This window comes from Nitrospirota bacterium, assembly GCA_035516965.1.
GTDB lineage: Bacteria > Nitrospirota > UBA9217 > UBA9217 > UBA9217 > MHEA01.
In genome coordinates this window covers 51,995-65,031 of the sequence record DATIZR010000091.1, presented here as the reverse complement: position 1 = coordinate 65,031, position 13,037 = coordinate 51,995, and the positions used below count along the sequence as shown (strand labels likewise).

General features: G+C 55.9%; 11 protein-coding genes. 7 read left to right on the top strand and 4 right to left on the bottom strand.

What is annotated here, in order from left to right; all coding sequences use genetic code 11:
* Window positions 1-20: 20 nt before the first annotated feature.
* The 3 genes from VL197_13870 (at window position 21) to VL197_13860 (ending at window position 3,895) form a co-directional block, all read left to right on the top strand.
* A complete protein-coding gene (locus VL197_13870) occupies window positions 21-1,922 on the top strand; it encodes a response regulator (protein HUJ19065.1) in 1,902 nt (633 codons plus the stop codon).
* A gap of 371 nt (window positions 1,923-2,293) precedes the next feature.
* Complete coding sequence (locus VL197_13865; protein ID HUJ19064.1) at window positions 2,294-2,947, top strand: SagB/ThcOx family dehydrogenase; 654 nt, start codon at window positions 2,294-2,296, stop codon at window positions 2,945-2,947.
* 141 nt (window positions 2,948-3,088) lie between these two features.
* Window positions 3,089-3,895, top strand: a complete 807-nt coding sequence (locus VL197_13860; GenBank protein ID HUJ19063.1) for a nitrilase-related carbon-nitrogen hydrolase — start codon at window positions 3,089-3,091, stop codon at window positions 3,893-3,895.
* Window positions 3,896-4,706: 811 nt separating this feature from the next.
* Here VL197_13860 and VL197_13855 read toward each other — a convergent pair.
* The 4 genes from VL197_13855 to VL197_13840 all read right to left on the bottom strand — a co-directional run bounded on the left by VL197_13855 (window position 4,707) and on the right by VL197_13840 (window position 10,383).
* Window positions 4,707-5,330, bottom strand: coding sequence for a YceK/YidQ family lipoprotein (locus VL197_13855; GenBank protein HUJ19062.1), 624 nt, complete (start codon window positions 5,328-5,330; stop codon window positions 4,707-4,709).
* A gap of 241 nt (window positions 5,331-5,571) precedes the next feature.
* The gene (locus tag VL197_13850) at window positions 5,572-5,916 is read right to left on the bottom strand and encodes a cupin domain-containing protein (GenBank protein ID HUJ19061.1); all 345 of its coding nucleotides are present in this window, start codon (window positions 5,914-5,916) and stop codon (window positions 5,572-5,574) included.
* Between the two features lie 151 nt (window positions 5,917-6,067).
* Entirely contained in the window at window positions 6,068-7,048 is a 981-nt protein-coding gene (locus VL197_13845) for a hypothetical protein (GenBank protein HUJ19060.1), read from the bottom strand.
* A gap of 254 nt (window positions 7,049-7,302) precedes the next feature.
* Window positions 7,303-10,383, bottom strand: a complete 3,081-nt coding sequence (locus tag VL197_13840; GenBank protein HUJ19059.1) for a DUF748 domain-containing protein — start codon at window positions 10,381-10,383, stop codon at window positions 7,303-7,305.
* Window positions 10,384-10,722: 339 nt separating this feature from the next.
* Here VL197_13840 and VL197_13835 point away from each other — a divergent pair, with 339 nt between their 5' ends.
* The 4 genes from VL197_13835 to VL197_13820 all read left to right on the top strand — a co-directional run bounded on the left by VL197_13835 (window position 10,723) and on the right by VL197_13820 (window position 13,021).
* Window positions 10,723-11,757 (top strand): zinc-dependent alcohol dehydrogenase family protein, encoded by a 1,035-nt coding sequence (locus VL197_13835; GenBank protein ID HUJ19058.1) that lies wholly within the window; start codon window positions 10,723-10,725, stop codon window positions 11,755-11,757.
* A 16-nt stretch (window positions 11,758-11,773) separates the two neighbouring features.
* On the top strand, window positions 11,774-12,124 hold the full coding sequence (locus tag VL197_13830; GenBank protein HUJ19057.1) for a hypothetical protein: 351 nt from the start codon (window positions 11,774-11,776) through the stop codon (window positions 12,122-12,124).
* 169 nt (window positions 12,125-12,293) lie between these two features.
* A complete protein-coding gene (locus VL197_13825) occupies window positions 12,294-12,446 on the top strand; it encodes a GxxExxY protein (GenBank protein ID HUJ19056.1) in 153 nt (50 codons plus the stop codon).
* 71 nt (window positions 12,447-12,517) lie between these two features.
* Window positions 12,518-13,021 carry a nitroreductase gene (locus VL197_13820; protein HUJ19055.1) on the top strand — a complete coding sequence of 168 codons (504 nt, stop codon included), beginning with the start codon at window positions 12,518-12,520 and terminating at the stop codon, window positions 13,019-13,021.
* Window positions 13,022-13,037 lie beyond the last annotated feature (16 nt).

The following is a 13,037-nucleotide window of genomic DNA, read 5'->3' as shown; positions in this document are numbered from 1 at the left end:
GAAGGAGAGAAGTGAACGGAATGAACGAGACGCCCCTGCGGATCCTGTACATGGAGGACGATGCCATCCTCTCGCAACTGATGCATCGGCACCTGCAGCGGCGGGGCTATCGGCTCGACCTCGCGAAGAACGGGGAGGAAGGGCTTGCCGCGCTCCAGAAGGAGACGTACGACCTCCTGCTGGTCGATTACCACATGCCCGTCCTCAACGGGATGGGGGTTATCGACGCCCTGGCTCAGCGGGGGGTCGCCGTTCCCCTCATCATGATCACCGGCGAGGGCAATGTGGACGTGGCGGTGCAGGCCCTCAAGCGCGGAGCTGCGGACTATATCGAGAAAGACGCCGGGATGACGTTCCTGGAGCTCCTGCCGGCCGTGATCGACCACGTCATGGAGCGGCAGCGCCTCGTCCGTGAAAAGGAACAGATGGTCCGGGCCGTGCAGGAGAGCGAGGAGCGATACCGGACCCTGTTCGCCCAGAGCCCGCTCCCCATGTGGGTCGTCGACGCATCGAGCGGACGGTTCCTGGCAATCAACGGCTCCGCCGTCAAGCACTTCGGCTATTCTGCGGAGGAATTCCTGTTGATGACCGTCTCCGACATCCTCGCGGAGAACGAACGGGCGAAGGACCCTGTCCCGGGGAAACAGGATCTCTTCGCCGGCCGGCTGCGCCTGAAGAGCGGGGGGACCGTCGAGGTCGAGCTTGCCCGTCACGCCGTCACCCTGGGCGGGAATCGGGCGCAGGTGGTCATCGCGACCGACGTGACCGAGCGCAAACGACAGGAGGAGGAGCGGCTCCGGGCGCAAAAGCTCGAGTCCCTCGGGCACCTTGCAGGCGGCCTTGCCCACGACTTCAACAATGTCCTCACGGCGATCCTCGCAAACATCTCGCATGCCAGGATGGACACGCTTGACGGAAAGAATGTCACCGAACTGCTCGAGGGCGCTGAACGGGCGGCCTTCCGGGCCCGCGACCTCGCCTACCAGCTCTTGACGTTCTCCCGCGGCGGGGAGCCGATCAAGAAGGTCATCCCCTTCGCCGAGGTCGTCAAGAGCGCGGCCGAGTTCGCGCTCCGCGGCTCCCGCACCCGCCTCGAGTTCGCCATCGCCCCGGACCTTCATGAAGTGGAGGCGGATGAGGCGCAGCTCCGGCAGGTCGTGAGCAATATCGTCATCAACGCCGACCAGGCGATGCCCGCGGGGGGCGTCGTCCGGCTGGAGGCCGCAAATGTCGCGATCGGACCGGAAAACGGGACGGAGGCCGCGCCAGGGACGTATATAAAGCTTTCGTTCGCGGACCAGGGGCCGGGCATTCCCCCCGAGATCCGCGACAAGGTCTTCGACCCCTATTTCACGACCAGGAAGAACGCGAGCGGCATGGGGCTCGCCACGAGCTACTCGGTCGTGCGGCGCCACGGCGGCATGATCTCCGTAGGACCGGGCGCCGTTACGGGGGCAAACGTAACAATCCTCCTTCCCGCGGTAAAGGCGAAGGCCGCGCCGGCTCCCGTCTGCTCCGCCCGCCCCGCCGCGAGGGGAAGGGGACGCGTCCTGATCATGGATGATGAGGAGATCGTCCGATCTGCGACCGGAGCCATCCTCGGCGCTCTCGGCTATGAGGTCGCCTATGCCCGGGACGGGGCAGAGGCCGTTTCAGCCTACCGCGCAGCCCGCGATGCAGGCAGGTCCTTCTCGGTCGTCATCATGGACCTGACGATCCCCGGAGGAATGGGCGGCAGGGAGGCGATCGAGCAGATCCGCCTGATCGATCCCCAGGTGAATGCCATCGTGTCGAGCGGGTATTCCGACGACCCGATCATGTCGAACTATGCAGACTATGGTTTCCGGGGCGTTGTTCCGAAACCCTATACCCTCCCCATGCTCAGGAAGGCCATCGAGGGCCTGCTGGGACCGATGTCATGACCCCCTGTTGCCGCGCCGGCCCCGGGATACCTTGGGAGAGGCGGCAGCAGGTCAAGGCAATTCTTTATCGGCAAACAAACAAGCCCCCACAAGGCATTGTCATTCTGTTGAATTTCCCTCCGCAGAGTTCTGAGAGATTTTCATTCCGGGACCAAGCATGCAATTTGCCGTAATGTTCTGTTCGGGATCCTGTCCGCGACATTGTGCAAGCACTTTCCGACCTTGCCAACTGCTGGCCTCCGCGTTATTCTTGAATTGTGGCACGGTGTTCCATCCTAAGAGGATGCGAGCACCCTTCATCACGAGCGGTATTGTAACCGAAACGGCCATGAGCCAGGGCCCGCGGCCCGCGCAGAAAGAGAAGGGGACCCATGAAAAGAATATGCCCGAGCCTCCTCGCAATAGTGACAATCCTTTTCATCGCCGCTGTTGCGCCGGCCGGCGAAGCGCGCAAGGCGGTCCCCCTGCCGGAGCCGCAGATGCAGGGGGGCAGGCCGCTCATGCAGGTGCTGAAAGACAGAAGCTCCGGACGGTCCTTCAGCCCGGAAAAGCTGCCGCTGCAGGTGCTTTCCAACCTGCTCTGGGCCGCCTTCGGCATCAACCGGCCCGAGTCGGGGCACCGGACCGCTCCGTCAGCAAGGAACTGGCAGGAGATCGACATCTACGTGGCGACGGCGGACGGCCTCTACCTCTATGAGCCAAAAGAGCACCTGTTGCGTCAGGTCCTGTCAGAGGACATCCGGGCAATGACCGGGACCCAGGCCTTTGTCAGGGAGGCGCCGATCAACCTGGTGTATGTCGCTGATCAGGCCCGGATGAGCGGGGCTTCCCCGGAAGATGGAGAACGATACGCGGCTGCTGACACGGGGTTCATCGCGGAAAATGTGTATCTCTTCTGCGCGTCGGAACGGCTGGCCACCGTCGTGCGCGGCTCCGTTGACCGGGCAGGTCTTGCCCGCACTATGAAGCTCCGGCCCGAGCAGCGGATCATGCTGGCGCAGACGATCGGGTATCCCGGAAAGTAGGTCCGGTCTCTCCCCTCCTGCCGGAAGCGGTGAACGTCGTCGTTATCCCGTCAGATTGAGATTTACAACAGACACAAGAGCCGCTATAATCTACTCCAGCCTTTCGTCCCGCGTCCCGAATGGGGATCGATCTGGAGTCATATGCGCGTCGCCGGAATACAAATAGCCGCCGGGCCCGAGCTTGACCGCACCGTGCAGCGGGCCATCGAGATGGTCGAGATCGCAGCCGAGAAGGAAGCGCGGATCATCTGCTTTCCCGAGCTCTTCCTGAACCCGTGGTTCCCGAGGGAGGAGAACAAGGCGGCCTTTTCGCTGGCGCTCAGTTCCCTCGGCGGCACCCTCGGCCGGTTCCAACAGGCCTCGGAGCGCACGAAGACGGTCCTTGTCGTCCCGTTCTTCGAATCGCAGAACGGGACATACTTCAACAGCGCAGCGGTGTACGATTCCGGCAGACTCCTCGGCGTTTACCGGAAGATCCACGTTCCCGACATCCCGCTCTATCGCGAACGCTTCTACTTTTCCCCCGGCGACAGCGGGCTCCCGGTTTTCGAGACATCGAAGGGCAGGATCGGCATCCAGATCTGCTGGGACAACCTCTTCCCCGAAGGCTCCCGCGTCCTGGCGCTCAAGGGCGCGGAGATCATCTTCGCCCCGACCGCCGCGGCGCTCAACAATCACCGCCACTGGGAAACGGCGATCTCCGCGAACGCCTTCGCGAACAATCTCTTCATCTTCCGCGTGAACCGCGTCGGCAAGGAAGGCGACCTGTCGTTCTACGGCCGGAGCTTCTGCGCCGGTCCCTGGGGCGAACTGGTTTCCGAACTGGCCGGCGGCAAGGAGGCCATCGTGCTTGCTGACGTCGATCCCAAAGAGCGCGAAGAAGCAACTGAGACCTGGGGCTTCCTCCGGCAGCGGAAACCGGGCGAGTACGGGGAACTCGTGAAGTAGTTCCGCGTCCTTTATTATCTTTTCGCCTCAAGTCCAATTACAGTATTGAATGGGGAACGGTCGGGAAGGGGGGGGACGTGAAAGGGTGAGCTTATGACCAAGGCGGGCGTTTAGAGTCGGCGCTGGCGGGTAAGACGCATCTCATCCAAACGTGTCTTCGCATCTGGATCCTTCATAAAAAATGTCTGAAGCTTCTCGCAGGCATACTCAGGGCAATATACACAATTCTCAAGCCCCTTCTCCTTCGCGCATTTCCGAATAAGGCAGTTCTTGCTTGCTGAGAACAGTCTCCCGCCTTCTGTCCGGCAACCGTCGCAGTCGGTTATCTCATCCAGCCTGTATCGTATTCCGTAGTGCTCTTCGCACTGTCTCACGATCTCGGCCCTCATTCTCGTTCTTTCTTCCGGGTTCTCCTGCCCTGTTGCCAAATGGATCGGACAGGTATTGCAGGTCAAGCCACAGTAGGAAAGCATGTCATTCATGTATTTCCCTTTGTTCCGTAATGGATGATCTCGAATGCAAGGTGGTGCGGGAGGCGCGGCTAGAGAGCGCCCCGAGACGTCAGTTCAATCGTTTAATGGTCATGATGTTGTTTGTATTCGCTGCTGGTCTGCCGCATTTTGTGGGATCCCACTTCCGGGCAATAATCGACCAGCCCCATGGTTCGATGTCCGAGCACGCATTCATGACCGCCCCTATCGGCTTGTCGTCATACCGTTCAATGGTCCAGACGTTATACGGTTGCGGTCGGCGTGGAACGACAGGTTAATTCAGAAGGCCGTGCAACTCATATCTCAAAGCCAGCATAATATTAGCGCTGAAACTTTTGCTTCTCGAGCATTAGAGAATACTCTGTCTTTCTGTTAGGCTGATCTATGTACCAAGTATCGCCCTCATAACGCCAATAATCGTACCAGGGAAGTGTAGTGTATTGCGTTAATTTATCGTATATAAGAACTCTTGCTTTATTTTTGTCGATGATTATCGTTTCCGTTACGAAACTACCATTCTTAAACGGGTATATGAAGTCATTTTTGTATAGGTACGCAATAAATTCTTCTTTCGTCATATTCCCTTTAAAACCGCTACTGGCTAATGCCCAGAGATGCTCCGGATTTGAGTAATCGGAATAGTAAAAGCAAATACGCTCTTCTAAAAGATTTCTTTTTTCGGATAATGCGGCCCAATTAACACTGGGACATACATTGAATTGCAGGTTATAGGTATATGGCAAGGCTATGGTGTCTGCGACGAAGCTAAAAGGTAAATCTATCAAGGAATAAGGTAAAATCGCCGGATAAAATATCACGCCCATACATGCTTCGCCATAACATTTAAAAGGATAAATGATATTTGATAAAGCATTTCTGGATCCACTGTAAACTGGTTGCTGCTTAATGCCATATTCTTCATAAACTTTGCATTCGTTCGTCATTTCAGTATAGGGATAATTTTTGCTCGAACGACGATCCAGAGTTGCTAGTGTAGAGCATCCGGCGCATATAATGCACATGATAAACAATATGATACTTTTTGACTGCATAGATATTTTTCAATATACCGAATCCGCAATTAACGTTGTGGCTAACCGGCGCGCGAAGGGAGGCGATGCCGATTGAAGCGCGTCCGGTTGAGCCGACTGTGAGGGCCGACCGTGTTCGATGTCGGGCCGGAGTTTACTCCTGCCTCACTATATCGACCGAGATCTCCACTGCCGGAATCGTTCCTCTGTTCTCAAGCCAGTGTGTGGTGTTCCTATCCTCGGGCCAGCCCACTCCCGGCCCATAGTCCGTAGCGACTCCATTTCGATGGTCAGTGATCGTTCCCTGCAGTATGTAGACGGTGCCTGGCCGGTCTTTATGGTCGTGAATCGGGCCGAAGACGCCTCCAGGCTCGATGGTCACCATACGCATTCGAAGTTGGCGCCCTGCCATGCCCTCGATCTCAGGGCCAAGGTCAACCGTTGCAAGTAACTTCACCGCAACACCTTTCGTCTCAGGTGCCACCTGTTCGTTGCTCATCGTGGTCTCCTCCCTGTGCTTCCAGGGCCTAACCAGCGGGTCACGCGCCGCTTTGGGACAGCCTTGGGGACGTTAGTTCTGAGAATGCAGAACATATTCGCCAACAAAAAGCACGCTGGGAATCAACGTCCCTAAAGTTCCCTTCCATATTTCAGAGCCCCCCGTAGAAGCGACCAAATGCATGTGCAAGCATCACGGCCATGAGCAGGCCCCCAAATCCCGCAATAAGAACATGCCTTGTCCGGCGCAACTCAAATTGTCCTACGCGGCATATGAGCAAGTAGCCGATAGTAAGGTTGAGCGCGCCCCATAGTACATTCACCATGACGGAAGAGAGCCCTTGCCCTGGTGGAGAAGCAAAGGGGCTCTGGAAAGGGTGCCCTGTAACGCCGCTTACAAAATGTGGGATCGCATTTATGAGAAAGGCTCCGCCAAAAAAGTAAGAGACATGGTGATTCCAACGCATATTGAATTCTCCTTTAAAAATGCAGGGAAATGGTCGTCCCCTCGGTTTGTATGCCTCAACGCGGAGTTCACACGCCGCGAAGCGGTCGGCGTGGAACGACCTCGTTAGATATCCTCTATATTCTTTATTCTTTCTCTCGTATGCTTTCGAGCTTATTGTTTTCTTTAAGTCAACAGTGAAAGGAGATGACCGGTTTATACAAAAAGAAATATTACTCCCCGACATATCTGCCCAAATGAAATAGTCAATTACCGCAAGATCGCCTTTCCCCATGAGTCTATTTAGATAACGCATGTCGATTGGTTCACCAGGGTGATTTGGTGGTGTTGCTTGGCCTGATAAAACATACCACAAGTCTTGCCAGCCAACCTTTTGTGAATGATTTATAAAAAAAATAATATTCGGAATGGAGTGCGCAGCGTTGACAGTTTTAAGCTGTTTTGCGGCTTCATGAATTTTACTTTGTATTTTGTTATATGTTGGATCCGGTCGCTCACCAGAAAGATCGTAATCAACAATTGACTTTAACGCGCAGTATCCGAAGAGTCGATTCTGTAAATATAATTCAAAATCGGCTTTCTTGCCTTCTATTTGCTTTGGGAAGTGGCGTGCTTCTATATCTTTCGACTTAAAGAAGTTTATCGACAGTTCTTTGTCATCGGTCATTCTTCTTCACCATAATGGTTTCATTAATCTAACAAATGATTGAGTAGTTTTCGGCGTTATACCAAAAATTCGATTTCAGGCGTCACATGATTTATCGTGAGCAAAGCGAGTGCGTTTAATTAACGACGTGTTGTGATTCACTCAAAATCCCATTTTTCATACTTGAGGACTTTTCGGTCAATTCTGATGGATATTATCCCCCCAAGACATAATCACGAGGTAGTCTGCACCCGCCCTAGTATACTCTTCAACCATCATTTCAATTGAAAGTCGGTACGGCTGTTTTTGATTCCCTCTTTCTTCTCGCCCTCGAGGGTCTTGGTCTCAACAATGAAAATGCGCTCCGGATCGATACGTTTCGACTGCAAGAGATAGTCCCTTACCGCACGCACCCGCTCGTCAGCAAGCGCCTTCAGGTCCTCATCGGTCACCTTCATGTTGTCGAGCATAAGCTTCTCCATTTCGGGCACCGGTACGTCCTTGGCGATTCCAAGGAAATTAGTCGGCTTGGGGAATTTTTCTTCTTTGTAGGCACGCTTCAGGAGCAGGGGATATTCCTGGGGCGAAACGGTCACCGACTCAAGAGATGATGTCTCATCTTTCTTTCCGGCAAGTTCCCGGATCTTTTGGGCCCGGATCTTTTGCTGCATGCGGCTTTGTTTCAGCCCCTCCCTGTCCTGCTCGGGGTCCGCGTGGCCGATGATGTCCATCCTGAGCGATGGCCGCTCGCTCAGCGCTTTTTCAAGGATATCGAGCTTCTTCTTTACGGCGTCCGTCAGGGCTGCCGACCCATAGTCGAACTCGGCATAACCGATCTGCTCTCCGCCGCCGAAAACGGCTCCCAGCAGGGCAAAGGGGGAGGTGGCGGCCTTTTCGAGAAGGTTCACAATGATCTTGAGCACGACGCGGCCCACCCTGAACTGAGGGTCGTTCAATTCTCCCGACACCGGGAGGTCGAGGTGAATCTCGCCGTTTCGGTCCTTCAGGAGGGCCACCGCGAGCCTCACCGGCAGCTTTGTCGCGTCGGGGCTCTCGACAGGGTCTCCGAAGGTGAACTGGTCGATAAGGACGTTGTGCTGGGCATCAAGCTTGTTCTTTTGGATCAGATAGTGAAGCTGAAAGGAGAGCTTTCCCTTTTCAACCGCATATCCGGCATAGCGGCCCGCGTAAGGGCTGATCGACGTAAGGTCCATGTCCCTGAAATCGACCGTAAGCGCCACATACAGATCGTTGCGGAGCGGGTTGATCTTACCCGTGATCTGAAGGGGTGCATACCGGTCGTAGGCGCCCGAGAGCTCGACTTCACCAAGCGTGTTCTCATCTGAAGAGAGTCCGGAAATGCGTCCTTTGATGTCAAACAGGTTGGAGCTGAACCGCATCTTCATGCTGTTGTCGGTAAAGTTGATCGTTCCGCCCTGCAGGCTGATCTTGTCGATCCCGATCGTACGCTGCTGCGCCGGTTCCTGTTCCTGTTCCTGTTCCTGTTCCTGTTCCTGTTCCTGTTCCTGTTCCTGTTCCTGTTGTGTTGCGGACGTTGTGACCTTTGTGAGCGAAGGCTCCTGGAGCGGGGGCGCTGTTTCTCCTGCGGGCTCCGCGGCGCTGAAGGCCTCCAGCAGGTTTACCGTCCTGTCCGCATTGATGATGATGCGCGAGTAGAACTTTGAAAGCACGATCTCCCGGATATGCAGGGACAAAGGTGCGTACCGCGCCTCGATCCCTTCCAGGGAAAGCGAGTCCCACTTCAGCAGATCTTCGGCGTCAACGCTGTCGAGGAGCGAGAGTTTATCGATCCAGAGCCTTCCCCTCATCACGGCGTTCAGCCCTTCCTTGCCGGTCTCCCGTGCTTTGAGAGCGCCCTTCGCGTTCAAGGTTCCGGCTGCAAGCAATACCTGCGCATGCCCCGCCAGAAAGGGCTGCATCAGTTTGAGCCGGACCCTGCTGAGGCGCACCGCGAGGTCGGTTGCCAGAGGGCTCAACGTGAAGGTGCCGTCGACCACGCCAGAACCCGTACGGTCAATGCGCAAAGAGAGCGCGATCGTTCCTTTTGCATCTTTTTCCGTGGAGATATTTTGTGCCTTGCAGCTGATCTCGTCCAGGGTGACGCTAAACGGCTTGGCGAGGCTGCGGTCCGTCGCTTGTACGGTATAGGCATCGACGACGATGGATTTGAGCGATATGATCCAGGGAGCTTCTGCCGGCGTCACGCGGCCGGTGCGATCCGACGACGAAGACGTGCGCGCTGGTGGCGATGCCGCAGGTGGAGCAGCTATGAACGATTCATAACTCATCCGTCCGTCCGGGGAACGCGAGATCGCTATCCAGCCCCTCTCGGTGGCGATGGCGCTTATCTCGATCTTCCTGGTTTCCATGTCCATCGAGATGTCCCTTATGCTCAAACGGGAGACCTTGAGAATGTCCTCCTGTGCCTTCGTAGTGCTGATCCGAAAGTCCCTGATCCTTGACTCGCCTGTTATGGCGAGCATCGGCTGACGATTGGTAAACTGGCGGTAGGTAACCTTCATGGCCATATCAAGCCTGCCGGATGCCACCTTCACGTTGAGCTTCATGGGGACATAGGCTGCATAAGTGGGGATATCGATATCCTTGAGCGAAATGTCCAGAGAGGTCTCATGGGAGTCGGAAAAGACCTGCGTGGCGCCTCTGACGTGCACCGGCGTGCCGTTTATCGTCGCGTCCAGCGATGGTTGGACGAATGAATCGACATAGGAGGGAAGATCGGAGATGAAGGGAATCGTGAGATTGATCTGCGTGATTTCGTGTCTTTTTGACACGGGACGGTCATCGAACTCGATATCGCCATCGATTATCTGAATATTGCTGAATGAAAAGAGAACCGGCTTCCCGGCCCTCTCCTGAACACGGACCTCACGTTTTTCCAGGAACCTGTCCAGGACAGCGGAAAAGTTGTAGGTATTGGCGTCCGTTCGGACGAGGTGGACATGGGGCTTCTCGAGCTTTATTTCCCTGACGACCGGCCCGCCCTTGAAGACTGATACTGCCTGGAGGTTGACATAGAGCCTGCGGAACGACACGAACGTCGCGCGGCCATCGGCTTCCTTGATCTCAAAGCCCGAGATGGTAACCGCAAGCGAATAGGGATTGAAGCGGACCGAATTTATCACAACACTGCGGCCGAGCTGCCTGCTCAGCTGCTCCGTCGCCATCCCTTTGATGTAATAAGGCAGGATAAAAAAGCCTGTGATCGAGTAAAGAAGGAAAAAAACGAGCAGTATGGTGCCGAAAATCCTTACCCTGCGGATTTTCGTGAGATTCGTGATGCCCATGAGGTATCCGTCAGGCTTCGCAAAGTGCATGCTGCGTCTCCTGGATCAAACGGCGTCGTCAACGTCAGCCTTTGGCATGACAACAATATAAAGAACCAGCACTCATCCTCTTTTGAGGTTAGCACAAGCTGCAGACAGGCGCAACCAAAGCGTACGGATATGCTGCTTGAGACAAGAGAACGGCTCTTCCGGGGTGAAGTGGATTGCCGCGGCAAAACATGCTGGCGAGCAGCCGACGTCCGCACCATCACGATGATCTGTGCCCTCTGAGCGCAGAGCCGGACCGTGAAAGAAGCGGGAAGTCATCTCGATTTTTTTAGGGTAAAATAATCATAGGCATCCATTCCGCAGTTCCCTGCGAGGTGTTTTGTGAAAGCAATGGTATTAAAAAGCATCGCCAGCCTCACCGACAATAAAGCTCCCCTCGAACTGGTCGACTTTCCCGTACCTGTCCCCCGTCGCCATGAGATCCTCATCAGGGTTTCGACCTGCGGCGTGTGCCATACCGAGCTCGACGAGATCGAGGGCAGGACGCCGCCGTCGAAATTCCCGATCATCCTTGGCCATCAGGTCGTTGGCAGGGTGCAGCAAAGCGAGGACACGGGCGGGCGGTTCAAAGCGGGAGACCGGGTGGGCATTGCCTGGATCAATTCTTCCTGCGGTGTGTGCAGGTTCTGTCGCCAAGGTCTTGAGAATCTCTGCCCCGATTTCAAGGCCACAGGCAGGGACGCAGACGGCGGGTACGCGGAATACACGACCGTACCCGAGGCATATGCCTACCGGATCCCGGAAGTATTCACAGACAGCGAGGCGGCGCCGCTCTTGTGCGCGGGCGCGATCGGGTACCGCTCTCTCCGGTTGACGAACCTGAAGGATGGTGATAACCTCGGGCTCACCGGCTTCGGCGCATCGGCACATCTCGTGCTCAAGATGGTTCGATACCGGTATCCGAACGCAAAGGTCTTTGTTTTCTCGAGGACCGAGGCTGAACAGAAGTTCGCACAGGAACTGGGCGCAGTGTGGGCGGGAGGCGCGGAAGAGTCATCGCCTGAAAAACTGCATGCGGTCATCGACACGACGCCGGCCTGGGGCCCGGTCGTCGAGGCATTGAAGAACCTCGAACCGGGCGGCAGTCTCGTGATCAACGCGATCCGGAAGGAAGAAGGGGACAAGAAGGCGCTGCTCGGGCTCGATTATTCCCGCGACCTCTGGATGGAGAAGGAGATCAGGAGCGTTGCGAACATCACGCGCCGCGATGTGGAGGAGTTCCTGAAGCTGGCCGCCGAGATACCGATCAGGCCCGAGGTGCAGGAGTACCGGCTCGAGAATGCGAACCAGGCGCTGCTGGAATTGAAAGAGCGCAAGATCCGGGGAGCGAAGGTATTGAGGATCGGCAGGCTGTAAGAGAAAGGGAGGCATCATGGCGTTCGAGCACTACAAGACACCCTTGCTGGCCAGGAAGCGGTTCATCAGACGCCAATTGCGCTACACCGGCTTTTCCCTGATCATCTTGTCCCTCTCGCTCGGTCTCGGGACAATGGGGTACAAGGTCTTCGGCCATCTCGCCTGGATCGATGCCCTGCTGAACGCCTCCATGATCCTGACCGGCATGGGTCCGGTCGATCGTCTGGAGACGACGGGCGGCAAGCTGTTCTCTTCGTTCTACGCCCTGTTCAGCGGGATCGCCTTCCTCACGTTCGCGGGCGTTCTTTTCGCGCCGGTATACCACCGGTTCCTGCACAAGCTGCATTTGCATATTGCCGACAGGTGAGAAACACAGCCATCAAACCAGGGAACCGCGAAGGCGCGAAGGACGCGAAGGGGTTAAGCGAAAAGATTAAATATTTTTGACGAGTCTTTTTGAAGATTTTGAAGATGAAGATATTGAAAAGAGATGAACCATAACTGGAGATCAAACCAGACAGCAATGGGAGGGAAAGGTGGAGATTGAAAGGGTGGCAGAAAAAATCGTTAACCCCGAAGCTCAGCTGTTGACATATCTCAAGATAAGAAAATGTAAATTAGGTTTTTTGCTTGATTGGAATGTTCTCCGTATGAAGGATGGAATCAAAAGAATGGTCAACAATTTGTAATGTTGTAACCCAAGATTTTCCCCGCGTCCTTCGCGCCTTCGCGGTAAAAGTTTAAGGAGGTTTTGTTCTTCATGGATATTCTCGAAGGGATTTACACGCGCCGGAGCGTCCGGCAGTATACGGACCAGCCCGTTGACCGGGAGCAGCTGCTCGAGATCATCAGGGCCGGGATGTGGGCGCCCTCGGGCCTGAACAACCAGCCCTGGCGTTTCGTGATCGTCCGGGACCCCGGGGTCAAGCTGAAACTGGCAAAGCAGACGAAATACGACTATATCATCGAAGGGGCGTCGGCCTGCATCGCGGTCTTCATGGACAAGAGCGTCATGTATCATGAGGTGAAGGACCACCTGGCCATGGGCGCCTGCCTGCAGAACATGCTCCTTGCCGCTCACGGCCTGGCGCTCGGCGCGGTCTGGCTCGGGGAGATATTGAAGAACGCCGGGGCAGTCCGCGGGCTTTTCAGCCTCCCCGAGAACCTCGAGCTCATGGCGGTTGTCGCCGTGGGCCATCCTTCTGCCCAGAAGAGAGCATCGACGAGGAAGGACATCGCGGACGTGCTGCTGCAGGAACGATAGCCGGGAGCAGCACCTC

Excerpts from the sequence above, each read along its gene's own strand:
- VL197_13870 (HUJ19065.1), top strand. The coding sequence starts at position 21 with ATGAACGAGACGCCCCTGCGGATCCTGTACATGGAGGACGATGCCATC.
- VL197_13865 (HUJ19064.1), top strand. The coding sequence starts at position 2,294 with ATGAAAAGAATATGCCCGAGCCTCCTCGCAATAGTGACAATCCTTTTC.
- VL197_13860 (HUJ19063.1), top strand. The coding sequence starts at position 3,089 with ATGCGCGTCGCCGGAATACAAATAGCCGCCGGGCCCGAGCTTGACCGC.
- VL197_13855 (HUJ19062.1), bottom strand. The coding sequence starts at position 5,330 with ATGACGAACGAATGCAAAGTTTATGAAGAATATGGCATTAAGCAGCAA.
- VL197_13850 (HUJ19061.1), bottom strand. The coding sequence starts at position 5,916 with ATGAGCAACGAACAGGTGGCACCTGAGACGAAAGGTGTTGCGGTGAAG.
- VL197_13845 (HUJ19060.1), bottom strand. The coding sequence starts at position 7,048 with ATGACCGATGACAAAGAACTGTCGATAAACTTCTTTAAGTCGAAAGAT.
- VL197_13840 (HUJ19059.1), bottom strand. The coding sequence starts at position 10,383 with ATGCACTTTGCGAAGCCTGACGGATACCTCATGGGCATCACGAATCTC.
- VL197_13830 (HUJ19057.1), top strand. The coding sequence starts at position 11,774 with ATGGCGTTCGAGCACTACAAGACACCCTTGCTGGCCAGGAAGCGGTTC.
- VL197_13820 (HUJ19055.1), top strand. The coding sequence starts at position 12,518 with ATGGATATTCTCGAAGGGATTTACACGCGCCGGAGCGTCCGGCAGTAT.